The organism is Flavihumibacter fluminis (assembly GCF_021491375.1).
GTDB lineage: Bacteria > Bacteroidota > Bacteroidia > Chitinophagales > Chitinophagaceae > Flavihumibacter > Flavihumibacter fluminis.
The window spans coordinates 18,473-34,761 of the sequence record NZ_JAKEVY010000001.1 but is presented as its reverse complement, the minus strand read 5'-3'; the positions used below and the strand labels follow the sequence as shown (position 1 = coordinate 34,761).

Genomic DNA, 16,289 nt, shown 5'->3' with positions numbered 1-16,289 from the left:
ATCACATTAAATTTTCAATCCCAAAAAACTCACCAGATCTTCCCCAGAATTCAACTCCCTATCTTGAATCACTTCAGAGGTTTCCTTTTTATCCTTTTTTGTTTTGTAGTTGGGAATGGTTGCAGACAGCATCATAATATTTCGGTAGCTGATTTCCCAAATGATTTCATTCCAGGAAAAGCGAAAATATTTGATCATCCCACCGATCACACCCCAAAGTGTTTTGGTTCCTGGACTGCTCTCAGATTTATCCTCATCCGGATCCTGCTTTCTATGAAGGTGATAGAACTGGTAAAAAGTACTAACATCGATCAAATCGGCCAGAGCATTGTAAAGCCTGATTAATTCATACGGTTTGATATTCCCCTCCAGCTGGCGGATTAAAGGATCCGGAAGCTGCTCCTGTTTGTTTTGAATAGCCAGGGCTGCAATTGTTGCCAGAGAGAAACAATGCCTTTCAGCAAACCAGTATATTTTTTTCCATGCTTAGGCCTTTGGGTGATGGGAAATCATTTTCAACATCATCCAGAATCTCTGAAAATTGTATCAGTGTCCCAAGGAAAGGAGGGTGGATAGCAAAGGTGCGCTCTGATTGTTTTTTGCGAAATGTATGAAACCATAAAGGCCGGTACCAGTATATAGAAATTTGAATTGGCTTATCCAGCAAAGCTGCTGCAGTCTGTTTGATCATGGCTGACAATATTTCAGAAAGGAATAGAAAATGAGTGAATTTGCTCCCCATATTGCTCCATTAAACCGGTGCTTAATTGTGGAACTTTGAATTTCATGCGTTTGCATTTCTTACCAGTGGGGATAGGGGGATTCCCACCTTAAAAATACCCGACCAATCAAGGAAGTGAGAGTTTCCCTGACCACGATGATTACTCCGAAGAAAGTTTTTCATAAATTCAGCTTATGCTTGTTTGGCTTAAAAATCTTCTTCCCCGGCTCGAAGCAATCAGTAAATCTCTGGATCAACAGGAGTTGTTCATAGACCAACCCTGGATATTTACAGATGAATCCGGGAACAGACATCAGTACATCTTCATGAGACCTAACGAGCTCGTGCTTTCCGTAAATGGATCTGTGATACTCGGTACGTGGAAGTACATATCGGCTGCTCGCTCACTGCTGATAGACACAACCGTTGAAAAACTTTTATTGAATCATGCATTCATCGATGAAGGGGTGCTGATCCTAAAAAAGGATGGTACTACTGACATACCTTTTATATTAGTTAACGAACGGGTGATTCCTGATTTGAACTTAGAAGACTACCTCAAACGTAAGGAAAGAAGTATTGGAGCTGTTAAAGGAGTTAGTCTTGAATCTGGTGAAACAATTCATGTTAGCAGTAAAGACCAGGGAGAACTGAAGGGCGATTCAAAGACTCAGAAGAGCGAACCTGAAGACCACGACACAACTTTTATCGTCGTCTTCTTTATTATTGTGCTAGCATTAGGGATTATCGCTAAAATAATGGCGGACAGTTGATTAGAAAGAACATATATGAGTAAGCATCAAAGAATCGCTCTCTAAACGCCCGATGATTTTGCTGATAAAAAATACTCGTAAAGTTTTAATTATATGCCCATAAACTCCCTTAAAATAGTGATCAAAGGACAGTACTTCGATGAGATTGCATCCGGAGAAAAGACCATTGAGTACCGGGAAGTAACACCTTTCTGGACAAGTCGACTCTTTGACGAAAACGGTAAGCGCAGGAGTTATGACCGCATCGAATTTATCAATGGGTACAACACAGATGCACGCAGAATGATCACTGGTTTTGATGGCTTTACCACCCGCAACAACCGATACAACATTCGCATCGGCAAAATCTACCGCAAACCTCATCGAAAATAACTCCTCCTGACCAGTGCGAACCAATTCATATGCAATCTGGAGAGTCGTAACCCTCAATGAATAAATACAGATAAAACGCAGTGCGTGCCAATTTAACCCTGTTAAAATCATTTGAGCAAAGGTTAAAATAGGTCCAACCGACCTTCCCGGTTCTTCCTAGCTTAGGTGCATGAAAACGTTTCAACTTTTCTTACGTGGAAGCCTCTTACTTGTACTGCTTGTTCAGCAGGTTACCATCGCTTTGGCACAGAATGGTGATCAGATATTAGATGGCATTGGCGAAACCGGATTGATAGCCCGCTATATTTTTAAAGGAAATACCAGGGATTGGTCGAGAAATAATTTACACGCCGGTATCTCTGATACAAATACACCATTCCTCAACGATCCTCGTTTTGGAAAAGTTCTTTCACTCCGGGGAACGAACCAGTCTTTTGTATCAGTTCCCGCTGATGTTCTCAAGGACATGGAATCCTTCAGTATTTCCACCTGGATTCAATTGCACTCTATGGAACCCGGACAAACTCTTTTCGCATTTGGCAAAGAGGGTACCCAATATTTTTCTATTGAACCAATACAACTTGCACCTGCTATCGAATTGAATAAATGGACACACCTGGCAATTGTAATTGACCTTGCTTCCAAATCCTTGTTTACCTATGTAAATGGTAAACAGGTGGGAGAGGGGAAAGGCCTCCCGACAGATTTTAGCAAGCTACAGGGGCTACAGGATGAAGATAACCAATCTGTATATATCGGCAAATCAATTAAAACAACAGGATCCAATTTAAATGCCTTGCTGCATGATTTCCGGATTTACCGTGTTCCTTTGAGCACTGCTCAGGTAACCGGCATCTTTACCAATGCACAACGTGGAATGAATGATGGTGCCGTAAATGTTCGGAAACAGGCAGAAGAACTTCCCAAATTCTCAGCAGATCACCCTCAACTCTACATGCCTTATTTAGTAAAAGTGGAAGATGTAGCAGTTGAAACCAGCACGGGAAATTTACCCCGTTTACCCGCTTACTTAAAGGGCACATACAGAAGCGGAGTGAAAGGACCCAAAGTGAAAGTGATCTGGCCGGCCGATATTGATAATTCAACTGTTCTAAAACCGGGCACCTATACCATTACCGGTCGCATTTCAGGCACCACCCTGCAACCCAAAGCGGTAGTAACTGTAAAAGAAAACCTTCCTGCTAAAACGCCCAAAGCCAAACTGGAAAGTTTTAAGCTGAACGAGGTTTTTCTACAAACTAACGCAGAGGGACAAACGACCCAATTCATAGAGAACCGGGACAAGTTCATCAACTCCCTAGCTAATACTGACCCTAATTCATTTTTGTACATGTTTCGCCATGCGTTTGGCCAATCACAACCCGAAGGTGCCAAACCGTTGGGGGTGTGGGACAGTCGCGATACTAAATTAAGAGGACATGCAACGGGCCACTATCTTACGGCCATCGCGCAAGCTTATGCCAGCACGGGTTATGACAAATCGCTGCAGGCCAACTTTGCCCAGAAAATGGACCAGCTGGTGGAAACACTCTATGAATTATCGCAATTATCAGGCAAACCCAAAGAAAGTGGCGGAGCTGCAGTAGCTGATCCAGCCGCCGTTCCTCCCGGCCCTGGAAAAACGGGGTATAATTCCGACCTCAGTGATGAAGGTATACGAACCGATTATTGGAATTGGGGTAAGGGATTTATCAGCGCCTATCCACCGGATCAGTTTATAATGCTGGAACAGGGTGCCAAATACGGCGGCCAAATCAACCAGGTTTGGGCGCCTTATTATACACTGCATAAAATCCTGGCCGGACTACTCGATGTTTATGAAGTAAGTGGCAATAAAAAAGCATTGGAAGTGGCAAGCGGTATGGGGGATTGGGTGTATTCGCGGCTTAGTAAATTACCAACTGATACGCTGATCAAAATATGGAATACCTATATCGCAGGTGAATATGGTGGGATGAATGAGGTGATGGCAAGGATGTATACCATCACGAACAAAAGCAATCACCTCAAAGCAGCGCAGTTATTTGATAATATCAAACTGTTTTATGGGGACTCCCATCATACACACGGGCTCGCAAAAAATGTAGATCTGTTCCGTGGTTTACACGCCAATCAGCACATTCCACAAATTGTTGGAAGTATTGAAATGTATATGGCAACTCAAAATCCGGAATACTACCAAATCGCTGATAATTTCTGGTACAAAGCCTATCATGATTACATGTACAGCATCGGAGGCGTTGCAGGAGCTCGTAATCCTGCCAATGCAGAGTGTTTTATCAGTCAGCCTGGAACCCTCTATGAAAACGGTTTTTCTACAGGCGGACAAAATGAAACCTGTGCTACTTATAACATGCTCAAGCTGACCAATAAACTGTTTTTGTTTAATCAGCAGGGGGAGTACATGGATTATTACGAACGCGCCCTGTACAATCATATACTGGCTTCTGTGGCGGAGAACAGTCCGGCTAATACCTACCATGTACCCCTTAACCCCGGCTCCATCAAACAATTTGGTAATGCCAACATGACCGGCTTTACTTGCTGTAATGGTACAGCGATTGAAAGCAATACCAAATTGCAACAGGCTATCTACTTAAAGTCTGTTGACAACCAGTCGCTTTATGTAAATCTTTTCATTCCATCCACACTCAAGTGGTCAGAAAGAAACATAGAAATTCAGCAGCGTACCAGTTTTCCTAAAGAGGACCAGACACTCCTAACGGTAACGGGTAATGGAAAATTTGATCTATTCCTACGGGTACCAGGATGGGCTACCCAAGGGTTCAAAATAAAAATCAATGGTAAAATCCAGCCGTTGGAAGCCAAACCGGGAACCTATGTCAAACTCAGCAGAACCTGGAAATCCGGTGATACCATCGAGGTAAAAATGCCCTTTCAGTTTCACCTGGATCCGGTAATGGATCAACAGAATATTGCGAGTCTTTTTTATGGTCCGGTATTATTAGCCGCACAGGAACCGGAAGCGAGGAAAGAATGGCGGAAAGTTACGCTCAATGCAAAAGACATCAGCCAATCCATCCAGGGTGATCCAAAGAAACTGGAGTTCACCATTGACGGAGTGCTATTCAAACCGTTTTCTGAAAGTTATGGGCGTCATTCTGTTTACCTGGATGTTAATCTTAAATAAACCCAGGTTATTTACCCAACTGCTTTAAGAAGCTGGATCTGAAATCTCGCGGAGTCGTTTTTTTCAATTTGTAAAACTGCTTATTGAAATTTACCGGTGAATTGAAGCCGCTATCGTAACTGATTTCCAAAATGGTTTTATCGGTTCCCTGTAACTGTTGGCAGGCATAACCAATCCTGACCTCTGTAAGAAACTGAACATAGGACTTCTGGGTTGATTTTTTGAAATAGCGGCAAAAGGCGGTTACGGTCATATGTGCAATATCAGCCACTTCTTCCAGGGTTATTCGTTGCTGAAAGTTCCGGATGGTAAAATCAAACACATCATCCAAGCGCTGTTTGTATTTATCATTCCGGGTAAACTGCTGTTGAGTAGATAGGTAGTTTTTTTCACAGGATTCCTCCATCAATTTTAAACATTGCAGCAGGGTTAGCAATCTGCTAATGCCCTGATCAGCTTCCAGCTGATTGAGCAGACTGGCTAATTTTTTCATTCCGGAACCTGTAAGCTGAATACCCTGCATAGACGCATCGAGCAGATTTTTGATGAGCAGGTTCTCCGGGATCCGCAGAAAATCTTTACCCCAGAAATCTTCTTTAAACTGTACCACCATGGAACTGGCCACTTCCAGTCCCTCCGCTTTGTAAAATGCATGCGGCACATTTGAACCAATCAGAAAAATATCACCTTCCTTAAACTCACCCACATAGTTGCCAACAAAACACATTCCATGTCCCTCTTTAAACAAGGCAATTTCATATTCCACATGCTGGTGCCAGGGTGTTTCAAAATAAGGAGTACGAAAGGTTTTAGCAATGAAGGAAGTTTCACTGGCTAAGGGCAACTTTTGAACAATTGGACGTGTACCTAACATATTTTGAATAAAATTGGCCTATATCCTACAATATTCTGCTAATATAGTTTAGGTAAAGAACAAAAAACCGTTTCAGAATTATTTGAATAAAGTTTAACTATGTAATACGAATGCTTTCTGCTTATGAAAATTGCCATGCTTGGTGCGGGCTTTATCGCCAGATTTTATGCTACTGCACTTCATTCCCAAAGGAGAAAAGACCGGATTCACCTGGTGTATTCAAGAACTCAACAAACAGCTGAGCAATTTGCCAGAGATTATCAGCTTTCCCATGGCACCGATGATATGGAAGCGGCTATCAATCATCCCGATACAGAGGTGGTGGTGATCGCATTGCCCAATCATCTGCATGCCAAAGCAGTTGAGTTAGCGGCCCGTGCAGGGAAACATGTTCTATGTACCAAACCATTGGGCAGGACGGCTAAGGAAGCGAAGTTCATGCTCGACTGTGTGGAGAAAGCAGGAGTTTTTGCCGGTTACCTGGAGGACCTGTGTTATACTCCCAAAATGCTTAAATCAATTGAAGCTGTTTCGAATGGCGCGATTGGAAAAGTTTTATGGACAAAATCCAGGGAAGCACATCCGGGTCCGCATAGCGACTGGTTCTGGAACAAGGAACTATCTGGTGGAGGTGCAATCATAGACCTGGCCTGTCATTGTGTGGAAATTGGTAGAAATCTTATCGGAAAAACGATTCGTCCGGTTGAAGTCATGTGCTGGTCTGACACACAGGTTCATCCAATTGATGCAGAAGATCATGCCATCGGGCTTGTAAAATATGCCAATGGTGCAATCAGTCAGTTTGAAGTGAGCTGGACCTTCCGGGGAGGAATGGACCTACGGGATGAAGTTATGGGAACTGAAGGTTCTATCTGGCTGAACAGTTTTTTACGAACCGGCTTTGAGATGTATGTGGCAGGAAACAAACAGGGCTATGTAGCAGAAAAAGCAGAACAACATGCAGGCTGGCTATTTCCGGTAGGAGATGAAGCCCATGAATTAGGTTATCCCCATATGTTCTCTGACATGTTTGATGCCATCGAGGAAAACCGCGCTCCAATGGAAACCTTTTATGACGGGTATGTGGTGAATGCCATATTAGATGCTGCTTTTTTATCAGCTCAATCCAAAAGATGGGAACCGGTTTTGCTGGATGATTGGCGGGGTGAGGAAGCAACAGCAACAGATAAAGCAAGTAATTCCTACAACGAGCAATATGATCTTGTGAAGAAGGAAATTTTACCAAATGGTGTTACCAAACTGATCCTGAAAGACAAAAAATCAGGGATCATTATTCAAAAAGAAATCCCAGCCAACTCATAACGAAAACCTTCAAAATGAAAAAAATACTGACGGGTGAAGAGACGGCAGCTTATCTGCGTGATGGCTTCCTGGTTCGCAAAGCGATGTTCTCACCGGAAGAAATAGCTCTGTTGTATAACACGGCTACGGATGAGTCCATCACTTCTCATTCGATGGATTTCAGGGATACAACCGGCAAAGACACCAAACTGACACTCTGGTTTACACCAGGGGATGATCCCTTTGGTTTGATGTCAAGGTCCGAAAAATTGGTTTACGCAGTTGGGGAGTTACTGCATTCCGAGCCAACGGATGTTTGTCATTTTCATTCCAAAGTAATGCAGAAACAGCCGCTGACAGGAGGCGCCTGGGAATGGCACCAGGATTATGGTTACTGGTATAAAAACGGGTTCCTTTACCCGGAAGCGATGATATCTGTGATGGTGGCACTGACCGAAGCGAATAAAGAAAATGGTTGTCTTCAGGTGTTAAAAGGTTCCCACAAAATGCAGCGCTTCGAGCACAATTTCGTAGGTGAACAACAGGGCGCCGATATGGATTTTGTACAGCAGGCAGCAAGTATGTGCGAACTGGTATATTGTGAACTGCAACCAGGAGATGTGTTGTTTTTTCACAGTAATATCCTGCATCGGTCAGATGCCAACAATTCCGGGAAATCCAGGTGGTCAGTGATTTCCGCTTATAATCTGAAATACAATAAACCCTTCCGCGAAAAACATCTCTCCTGTATTGAGCCTATTAAAATAGTGGAAGATACTGCACTACTTTCAACCGGAACCAGGCAACCTGTAATGGCAGATTTTCTCAAAAAAGAAGAAGAAATCACCTTACATGTAAAGTAAGAAATCCTGATTGTATCAAAAACGGACAATACCTGTATCATTTTCGGATATTCTAATCCCACCTTTTCTATCTGCTGATTTGAAAATGAGGGGTTTAAAAAACTGGCATCATATACGTTGGGAGTTTTGGAGGTGATGTATTACCAAAACCAATAACCAACTTATCATGATTAGAAATTATTTCAAAATTGCCTGGCGCAATTTGATGAAAAGCAAAGGTTACAGTGCTATCAATATTGGTGGATTGGCAGTTGGGATGGCGGTTGCATTGATGATCGGATTATGGGTATACGATGAACTAACCTTCAATAAATACCATGCGAATTATGACCGCATTACCCAGGTAATGCAGCATGCCAGCTTCAATGGTAGAATCGGTACACAGGTAGCTAACCCAGCCATCATGGGACCTGAGATTCGTACCAAATACGGCAATGATTTTAAATACGTGGTACAAACCTCCTGGAATGGAACTCAGTTATTAAGTGTGGGCGATAAGCATATCAAAAGTGAAGGCATTTACATGGAACCGGATGGTCCGGCTATGTTAACACTCAAAATGATCAAAGGATCTATTTCCGGCTTAAAGGATCCCTATTCCATTCTGCTATCAGAATCAGTTGCAAGCACCGTTTTTGGAAATGATGACCCGATTAATAAAACCATCAAATTAAACCGGACCCATGATGTGAAAGTGACCGGAGTATACGAAGATTTGCCGGACAATACGACTTTCCGGGATCTTAAAGTAATCATGCCATGGGAACTTTGGCTGATTGACAACCCCTGGGTAAAAAGAATGAACGATCCGTGGGACAGCAATTTCAGTCAAACCTTTGCGCAATTGGCAGACAATGCAGATCTGGAAAAAGTCTCCGCAAAAATAAAAAACGTAAAGCTTGATAACATAGGAGAAGAGGCGAGACGCTACAAGTGGGCCGTTTTTTTGCAACCCATGAGCAAATGGAATCTCTATAATGAATTTAAAGACGGAAAAAATAGTGGAGGTAATATTCAATATGTTTGGCTCTTTAGTATCATCGGAATTTTTGTATTGCTATTGGCCTGTATCAATTTCATGAATCTTAGTACAGCAAGAAGTGAAAAAAGATCAAAAGAAGTGGGCATTCGGAAAACCATCGGGTCAATGCGCTGGCAATTGATCGTACAGTTTTTTGCAGAATCCTATCTCATAGTATTTATTGCCTTTCTGCTATGCCTTGGATTGGTGCAGCTATTTATTCCTGCATTTAATGAAGTAGCTGGCAAAAAATTGACTATTCCCTGGCAAAGTAGCTTCTTCTGGATCTTTAGCATAGCATTTATTATAATTACGGGCTTACTGGCAGGTAGTTATCCAGCGCTCTTCCTTTCTTCCTTCCAGCCATTAAAAGTTTTAAAAGGAACTTTCCGCCTGGGTCGGTTTGCAGCTATGCCCAGAAAAGTATTGGTTGTTGTACAATTCACGGTGTCGGTAATGCTGATAATCGGAACCATCATAGTATACCAGCAAATTCAATATGCGAAAAACCGGCCTATCGGATATACCAAAAATGGCTTGATTAGCCTGGATTTGGAAACTGAAGTACGACAACATTTTGATGTTGTTAAACAGGAACTCATCCAGGCTGGAGCCATAGAAGAAATGGCGGCAGCCCAAAGCCCCCTCACGGATGTATGGAATACAAACGGGGGATTTGACTGGGAAGGTAAAGACCCGAACCTTGCTATAGATTTCCCCAACAATTCCATAACCTTTGATTATGGGAAAGCCATACAGTGGGACATTAAGGAAGGAAGAGATTTTTCCCGGGGATTCGCATCTGATTCTGCAGCATTCGTTATTAATGAAACCGCTGCCAGATTCATTGGTATGAAGGATCCCGTAGGTAAAACATTACGCTGGAATGGAAGAGCTTATACCATCATAGGTATAGTAAAGGATATACTTCAGGAATCACCCTTTTTCCCGGTACGACCCTCGCTCTACCATATCGGAAAGTATGACAACATGAGTAACCTAATCCTGAAATTGAATCCGAATCAAAGTACCAGCAACGCGCTGGGCAGCATTGAAAAAATTTGGAAAAAGTATACACCCACTGTACCTTTTGAATACCGCTTTGTTGACGAGGCATTCGGTAACAAGTTTCAGGCAGAAGAAAGAATTGGAAAACTCTCAACCTATTTTGCCGTGCTTGCGATTTTTATTTCCTGTCTGGGTCTTTTCGGCATGGCCAGCTTTGTTGCAGAACAAAGAACCAAAGAGATTGGTATCCGGAAAGTATTAGGTGCAAGTGTATTCAACCTATGGGGGTTATTATCCAAAGAGTTTATTACACTGGTTATTCTTTCCTGTGTTATTGCAGCACCTGTTGCCTATTATTACCTCAATAATTGGTTAACCAATTATGATTACCGGATCAACATCAGCTGGCAGGTATTTATATTGGCTGCGATTGCGGCACTGGTATTGACCATCCTAACCGTAAGCTTCAAGGCCATAAAAGCAGCTATGTCAAATCCGATCCGGTCTCTACGAACAGAATAATCGTAAATTAACCCTGCTTCCGGACGTACTTGGTGAGAATTACAATCTGTTGTCCTTCTACCCGTCCTTCAATCTGTTCCGTATTGTCTTTGACCAAACGGATGTTTTTAACTACCGTACCTAATCGGGCAGTCAGCGTTGAACCCTTTACATCCAGTGATTTTGTGAGCACTACTGTATCGCCATCCTGTAGAATGGCACCATTAATATCACGGTGAAGCACAACCGAACCATCATTCACATGATCTCCACTTGCTTTTGCCCAGGCTTCATGTTCTTCAGGCAGATAGAAGATTTCCAGTAAATCGGCTGCCCAGCTGTCTGCACGCAGGCGATTCAGCATTCTCCAGGAAAGCACCTGGATAGCTGGAATTTCCGACCACATGGTTTGCTCCAATATTTTCCAGTGTGCAGGATCCGGCATTTCTTTTTTCTCAAGCTGCGCTTTGCATTTTGCACAAACATACACGGCTATCTCTTCTTTGGTGGCAGCATCCGGACCTACTTCATAGATGGTGAGATTGGTGGTTGACTGACACAGTTCACAGGCCATACCACTTCTTGTTTGCAAGTCTTTCTCAGATAACATGCGGATTGTTTTAGGGAGCGCAAAGGTAACTCAAATAATCTGAACTGAATTTTAACATAAAAAGTCCGGTATCGTTAAAGAAGCTCTAAGGTTTATTTTTTACGCAACTCTGGTGCCTCATTTGCATCTCAACAGAGAACAAATAAAAGTCAGACTATGCTAACATTAACCAGAAAAATCTCTCTGATGCTATTAGCGGCAACAATGGGATTGGGATTGGTATCCTGTATGAAAAACAACGATGATCAGCCTGAGATTCCAAGTGCCGGACTGATGGGTTTTAACCTGGCACCAGATCAGGATGGGATTTTCATCCGTTTATCCGGAAACACATTGAACAACCAGGCATTTGCCTACTCCAATTTCACCGGTGGCTATTTACCTGTTTTTACAGGAAATCGTGATGTAAGAGGAATTAATGCGTTGACTGGTACTGAAATCAGTACCACTGCCGGATTCAATTTTGAGCCGAATAAATACTTATCTCTTTTTGTAACAGGAGCAGACAGTGTTTATTCCAATCTGATAGTAAACGATCACCTGGATACTTTACTTCCTGCAACGGGCGAAGCACTGGTTCGCTTTATCCAGGCAATACCTGATTCTGCGGCATATGCAGTTAATCTGAGTTCGGGTTCAAAAGATGTACCGGCTACTGCACCCTTCAATACAGTCAGCGAATTCAGTTCCATGCCTGTTGGGGATTTAAAAATTTCAGCATCCAACGGTACAGGTTCGACACTCGAAAGAACCATCCAGATCGAAGCCAGCAAGGCTTATACCATATTGATCATGGGAAATCCTGCTGCAACGGACGATACCCGAAAGCCGCAGATCAAGTTCATCGTAAATGGTACCGTGAAGCCGGATGATACTGAATAAGAGAAGCAACTGAACCAAAAAGGCAGGCCATCCGTATAATAGGAATGCCTGCCTTTGTTTTTTCAATAAAATGGTCGTCCTGGCTATTGGCCGGATCTGTTTTCATAGCTGCCTGTTCCAGAACGGGTACACCGCCCGCAGCCCCTCCGTCGCCTGCCAACCCCATCGTGGTTAACCCTCCTCAGGTATTGCCGGATTCAATTTCTTACCTGGCTTTGGGAGATTCCTATACCATTGGACAAGGAGTTGCTGAAATTGATCGTTTTCCTTTCATTACAACTGCTTTGCTTCGGGATAAGGGAATTAAAATGAAAGCGCCCGAAATTATCGCACGAACCGGCTGGAGTACGGGTGATCTGCTTGCAGAACTTGGTAAACGTACCATTTCCAATAATTTTCAGTTGGTAACCTTACTGATCGGTGTCAACAACCAATATCGTCGCCTCCCGCTTCCAGAATACGAAGCTGAATTCAGGCAACTTTTAACGTATGCAGTAAACCGAGCCGGTGGTAATCCCAAACAAGTAATCGTATTATCCATCCCGGATTACTCCGTTACTCCATTCGCCCGCTTTTCCAACCGGGATCAGATAAAACGGGAAATCGATCTGTTCAATGAAAAAAACCTGAGCATAACAGCCGGTGCCGGTATTTCCTATATTGAAATCACCACGCTATCCAGGCAGGCTGCCAATGATGCCAGCCTGCTTACCTATGACAGTTTGCATTATTCAAGAAAGTATTATGAACAGGTAGCTGCACGCATAAGTACACTAGCCCTGGAAAAATTAAAGTGACCCTTTGCGGCTCATCTTCAGAAAACGCGCAATCAAAAACAAGGAGGCAAAGGTCAGTCCGGCAATCAATCCGATCCACATTCCACGGGCACCCATATCAAAATAAAAACCCAGCAAATAACCCAATGGTAAGCCAATCACCCAATAGGCGATTCCAATCAGTACAGTAGGCGTTTTTACATCTTTAATGCCCCTTAAGAGTCCGGCACCAATTGCCTGTGTACTGTCAGAAATTTGAAACAGGCCGGCAAACAACAGGAGCGTAGCTGCCAGCGCAAGTACATCTTCATTTTTATTGAACAGTAAAGGAATCTGGTTCCGGAACACTACAAAACTTACCGCGCATATGCAACCATATACAAGCGCAGTCAGTAGGGTAGAGCGCCCAATCACGGATATCTTTGTCCAGTTCCTGCGTCCGTAGGCATTGCTAACCCGAATGGATCCGGCCTGCGCCAATCCCATCGAAACCATAAATGTGAACGATGCAGTACTCAATGCAATCTGGTGACTGGCCTGTGCAACGGCACCGAGTGTACCGATGATGATGCCCGATACCGCGAAAGCACCCGCTTCCATGCCTACCTGTAAACTACTGGGTATCCCGATGTATAACAATTCACGAAGGGTGCGGCTTTTCAGTTTCCATTGTCTGCTGCTAACGGCAATGTATCTGCGAAATGTTTTATGTCGCAGAATAATAATTGCCTGTATTATAAAAAGTAGTGAACGGGTGATTAACGTAGACCAACCCGCACCCAATAATTCCAATCTCGGAAAACCCCAGTTACCATAAATCAGCAACCAGTTCAAAAAGATATTGATGGGCATTCCTGCAAGCGATAACATCATGGCCGTCTTCGTGTATTCAAGGCCGTCAGTAAACTGTTTTAGGGTCATAAAGAGCAGCATGGGGATGATGGACAACCCCATCAGCTTCATGAAAGGCAGTGCGTATTCCACCACCTCCGGATCCTGGCCTAAATGATGTAAAATACCGCGACTCCCAATCAGAACAAAAGAGATCAGCAGGGCAGTCAGCGCACAAAGAAAAAAACCATTAAAGAGATAATGCGATACGAGCTGAGAATCCCTGCGGCCATGCGCCATGGAAACCATTTGTGAAACAGAGATGGTCATCCCGATGCCAATTACAAAGGGAATGCCCATCGCATTGATCACCAGGGAAGCGGCTGCCAGTTGTTTATAACTGATGGCCCCCACCATGGCGGTATCAATAATATGCAAAGCCATCTGTGCCAGTTCCCCAATTACAATGGGAAATGCCAGTTGAATGGTTTGTTTCGCTTCCTGCCGCATCATAGCCTGGTTTTTTCGGGGGCACAAATCTACGGGGAAAAACCACGACCTTTGACCGTTATTTACAGGAAAGGTCATGCGATTTGAACAATACCATATTTCGGAGGATATCAAGGAAAGTTTGGCGGAGCTGGGATTTAAACGCCCAACTGATATTCAATACAAAGCGATTCCCAGTATTTTAAAAGGGGAGGATGTACTGGCCATTGCACAAACCGGAACCGGCAAAACTGCCGCTTTCGCCATTCCCATCCTGCACTTGTTGCAACGGGAACAGGAACGAAGGCGCAAACCCAAACACCTCTTGCAATGCCTGGTGATGGTACCAACCCGGGAGCTGGCCATCCAGATCGCAGGTGTATTTCAACAAATTGGTCAATACACGGAGCTAACTACACTTGCCTTGGTAGGAGGAGTGGACCAGGAGCAGCAAATCCGCTCCTTAAAGAAAGGAGTGGATATTGTAGTGGCTACCCCTGGAAGGTTATTTGATCTGCATCATCAAAGGGTGCTGGATCTTCAATATGTTTGGTTGCTGGTATTGGATGAGGCAGATCATATGCTGGATCTGGGCTTCAATAAAGACATCGTCGACATAAAAAAACGCCTGCCCAAAAAACACCAGACCCTGTTCTTTTCTGCTACCATTGATACCCATATCAAAGACCTGGCATACGCCATGGTGCACAATCCGATCCGCATTCAGGTATCGCCACAGGACCCTGTTTCCAAAAACATTGATCATGCGGTTACCTATATAGCAATGGATGATAAGCGCTTTTTCCTGGAGCGACTGGTAAAGGAATTGCCCGGCCAAAAAATCCTGGTCTTCGCGCGAACGAAAGTTCGAGCGGAAAGAATACAGGCAGCCATGAAAAGAGTTGGAATTGATAGTCTGGTGATGCATGGAGGCAAGGAGCAGGGAGACCGGCTCCAGGTAATGGATCAATTCCGTGAAGGAAGTATTCCCCTGTTGATCACAACTGATGTGAATGCGCGGGGAATTGATATTCCCGATGTGGATTATGTAGTTAACTATGATTTACCGGAAGAGCCCGATAAATACGTACACCGCGTAGGCCGAACCGGCAGGGGCATGAAAAAAGGCCAGGCCATCAGCTTCTGCAGCGAAGAGGAGAAGCCATTACTGGCAGCTATCGAAACCTATACCGGAAATAAAATCAAAGAGAGAATTATTGGTACCGCTGAATACCGGGAAACCGTTGCACTATCTGAAGATCTGCCAAATGAGAACTGGAAGGAATTGCTCAAACAGGCCGAGCAGGAAACAAAGAAAAAGAAACGCAAAAAGAAATAGCTTACTCAAACAAGCGGGAGAAATGATTCTCCAGGTGATTGCGCATGGCATTGCGAAACATTTCCGGACTCCCGCTTTCGATGATATCAACCAGCCCTTTGTGAGAAACAAATCGTTTGATGCTTACCTGCTTCTTTAATAATCCACTGTGGTGTACGTAATCAAAGACAGGCAGTAACATTCGCTGGAATTTTTTAAGGGTTTCATTACCAGTGATTTCATAGAGCTTACCATGAAAGGCAATTTCATGCTCGATATTAAACAGATAATCCTGTGTTGCATCCGGCTCTTTACTTACAATTTGCTTTAATTCCTTTATATCGGCGGGGGTTATCCGCTGAAAAATGAAATCTGCCATCCCGATTTCAAGCATCAGCCGCAGCTCAAACATTTCTTTAAGCGTGGCCTGGTCAAGGATATGCGGATTAACACTTTTACTGATAATGCCGAAGATATCCGGACTCGTTATCACGGCCCCCTTCTTCTTTTTTGACTCAATCAAACCCATTACACGCAAGCGAAGCAGCGCTTCTCGAATAACCGTACGGCTCACCCCCAAACGCTCGGCTAATTCCAGCTCCTTCGGGATGCTATCGCCAACATTCAGCTTCTGGTCTTTCAGCAACTGAACCAGTTTTGCCTCCACTTTATCCACCAGGGAACTGGTGTCCAATGAACTGAAATCTTCCATTAAGGAATTGATTGCCATACAATTATTATGTAATACTAAATTCTAACAAAACTAGGGATTTCCT

General features: G+C 43.6%; 14 protein-coding genes. 9 read left to right on the top strand and 5 right to left on the bottom strand.

Annotated features, from left to right (window positions below):
* Positions 1-6: 6 nt before the first annotated feature.
* Positions 7-315, bottom strand: coding sequence for a hypothetical protein (locus L0U88_RS00135; RefSeq protein ID WP_234863450.1), 309 nt, complete (start codon positions 313-315; stop codon positions 7-9).
* Between the two features lie 600 nt (positions 316-915).
* Here L0U88_RS00135 and L0U88_RS00130 point away from each other — a divergent pair.
* The 3 genes from L0U88_RS00130 to L0U88_RS00120 all read left to right on the top strand — a co-directional run bounded on the left by L0U88_RS00130 (position 916) and on the right by L0U88_RS00120 (position 5,038).
* Entirely contained in the window at positions 916-1,494 is a 579-nt protein-coding gene (locus L0U88_RS00130) for a hypothetical protein (protein WP_234863449.1), read from the top strand.
* Positions 1,495-1,587: 93 nt separating this feature from the next.
* Positions 1,588-1,866: a hypothetical protein gene (locus L0U88_RS00125; RefSeq protein WP_234863448.1), complete on the top strand. Its 279-nt coding sequence runs from the start codon at positions 1,588-1,590 to the stop codon at positions 1,864-1,866.
* A gap of 169 nt (positions 1,867-2,035) precedes the next feature.
* Positions 2,036-5,038, top strand: coding sequence for a beta-L-arabinofuranosidase domain-containing protein (locus L0U88_RS00120; RefSeq protein WP_234863447.1), 3,003 nt, complete (start codon positions 2,036-2,038; stop codon positions 5,036-5,038).
* A gap of 7 nt (positions 5,039-5,045) precedes the next feature.
* On the opposite strand, the gene L0U88_RS00115 is transcribed toward L0U88_RS00120, so the two are convergent.
* Positions 5,046-5,912, bottom strand: a complete 867-nt coding sequence (locus L0U88_RS00115) for an AraC family transcriptional regulator (RefSeq protein WP_234863446.1) — start codon at positions 5,910-5,912, stop codon at positions 5,046-5,048.
* Positions 5,913-6,035: 123 nt separating this feature from the next.
* On the opposite strand from L0U88_RS00115, the gene L0U88_RS00110 reads away from it, so the two are divergent.
* From L0U88_RS00110 to L0U88_RS00100, 3 genes are all read left to right on the top strand, one after another.
* Positions 6,036-7,235 carry a Gfo/Idh/MocA family protein gene (locus tag L0U88_RS00110; RefSeq protein ID WP_234863445.1) on the top strand — a complete coding sequence of 400 codons (1,200 nt, stop codon included), beginning with the start codon at positions 6,036-6,038 and terminating at the stop codon, positions 7,233-7,235.
* Positions 7,236-7,249: 14 nt separating this feature from the next.
* The gene (locus L0U88_RS00105) at positions 7,250-8,077 is read left to right on the top strand and encodes a phytanoyl-CoA dioxygenase family protein (RefSeq protein WP_234863444.1); all 828 of its coding nucleotides are present in this window, start codon (positions 7,250-7,252) and stop codon (positions 8,075-8,077) included.
* 166 nt (positions 8,078-8,243) lie between these two features.
* Positions 8,244-10,628, top strand: coding sequence for an ABC transporter permease (locus tag L0U88_RS00100; RefSeq protein ID WP_234863443.1), 2,385 nt, complete (start codon positions 8,244-8,246; stop codon positions 10,626-10,628).
* Positions 10,629-10,635: 7 nt separating this feature from the next.
* Here the strand turns inward: L0U88_RS00100 and L0U88_RS00095 are convergent, their stop codons facing one another.
* Positions 10,636-11,217 (bottom strand): PhnA domain-containing protein, encoded by a 582-nt coding sequence (locus tag L0U88_RS00095; protein ID WP_234863442.1) that lies wholly within the window; start codon positions 11,215-11,217, stop codon positions 10,636-10,638.
* Positions 11,218-11,373: 156 nt separating this feature from the next.
* Here L0U88_RS00095 and L0U88_RS00090 point away from each other — a divergent pair, with 156 nt between their 5' ends.
* The gene (locus tag L0U88_RS00090) at positions 11,374-12,099 is read left to right on the top strand and encodes a DUF4397 domain-containing protein (RefSeq protein WP_234863441.1); all 726 of its coding nucleotides are present in this window, start codon (positions 11,374-11,376) and stop codon (positions 12,097-12,099) included.
* 44 nt (positions 12,100-12,143) lie between these two features.
* Complete coding sequence (locus L0U88_RS00085; RefSeq protein ID WP_234863440.1) at positions 12,144-12,896, top strand: GDSL-type esterase/lipase family protein; 753 nt, start codon at positions 12,144-12,146, stop codon at positions 12,894-12,896.
* On the opposite strand, the gene L0U88_RS00080 is transcribed toward L0U88_RS00085, so the two are convergent.
* The gene (locus tag L0U88_RS00080) at positions 12,888-14,219 is read right to left on the bottom strand and encodes an MATE family efflux transporter (protein WP_234863439.1); all 1,332 of its coding nucleotides are present in this window, start codon (positions 14,217-14,219) and stop codon (positions 12,888-12,890) included. The genes L0U88_RS00085 and L0U88_RS00080 overlap by 9 nt on opposite strands.
* Before the next feature lie 73 nt (positions 14,220-14,292).
* On the opposite strand from L0U88_RS00080, the gene L0U88_RS00075 reads away from it, so the two are divergent.
* On the top strand, positions 14,293-15,534 hold the full coding sequence (locus tag L0U88_RS00075; RefSeq protein ID WP_234863438.1) for a DEAD/DEAH box helicase: 1,242 nt from the start codon (positions 14,293-14,295) through the stop codon (positions 15,532-15,534).
* A 1-nt stretch (position 15,535) separates the two neighbouring features.
* Here the strand turns inward: L0U88_RS00075 and L0U88_RS00070 are convergent, their stop codons facing one another.
* Positions 15,536-16,243 (bottom strand): FadR/GntR family transcriptional regulator, encoded by a 708-nt coding sequence (locus tag L0U88_RS00070; RefSeq protein ID WP_234863437.1) that lies wholly within the window; start codon positions 16,241-16,243, stop codon positions 15,536-15,538.
* Positions 16,244-16,289: the final 46 nt, after the last annotated feature.

Excerpts from the sequence above, each read along its gene's own strand:
- L0U88_RS00130 (WP_234863449.1), top strand. The coding sequence starts at position 916 with ATGCTTGTTTGGCTTAAAAATCTTCTTCCCCGGCTCGAAGCAATCAGT.
- L0U88_RS00115 (WP_234863446.1), bottom strand. The coding sequence starts at position 5,912 with ATGTTAGGTACACGTCCAATTGTTCAAAAGTTGCCCTTAGCCAGTGAA.
- L0U88_RS00070 (WP_234863437.1), bottom strand. The coding sequence starts at position 16,243 with ATGGCAATCAATTCCTTAATGGAAGATTTCAGTTCATTGGACACCAGT.
- L0U88_RS00105 (WP_234863444.1), top strand. The coding sequence starts at position 7,250 with ATGAAAAAAATACTGACGGGTGAAGAGACGGCAGCTTATCTGCGTGAT.
- L0U88_RS00090 (WP_234863441.1), top strand. The coding sequence starts at position 11,374 with ATGCTAACATTAACCAGAAAAATCTCTCTGATGCTATTAGCGGCAACA.
- L0U88_RS00125 (WP_234863448.1), top strand. The coding sequence starts at position 1,588 with ATGCCCATAAACTCCCTTAAAATAGTGATCAAAGGACAGTACTTCGAT.
- L0U88_RS00110 (WP_234863445.1), top strand. The coding sequence starts at position 6,036 with ATGAAAATTGCCATGCTTGGTGCGGGCTTTATCGCCAGATTTTATGCT.
- L0U88_RS00085 (WP_234863440.1), top strand. The coding sequence starts at position 12,144 with ATGCCTGCCTTTGTTTTTTCAATAAAATGGTCGTCCTGGCTATTGGCC.
- L0U88_RS00100 (WP_234863443.1), top strand. The coding sequence starts at position 8,244 with ATGATTAGAAATTATTTCAAAATTGCCTGGCGCAATTTGATGAAAAGC.
- L0U88_RS00120 (WP_234863447.1), top strand. The coding sequence starts at position 2,036 with ATGAAAACGTTTCAACTTTTCTTACGTGGAAGCCTCTTACTTGTACTG.
- L0U88_RS00080 (WP_234863439.1), bottom strand. The coding sequence starts at position 14,219 with ATGATGCGGCAGGAAGCGAAACAAACCATTCAACTGGCATTTCCCATT.
- L0U88_RS00075 (WP_234863438.1), top strand. The coding sequence starts at position 14,293 with ATGCGATTTGAACAATACCATATTTCGGAGGATATCAAGGAAAGTTTG.
- L0U88_RS00095 (WP_234863442.1), bottom strand. The coding sequence starts at position 11,217 with ATGTTATCTGAGAAAGACTTGCAAACAAGAAGTGGTATGGCCTGTGAA.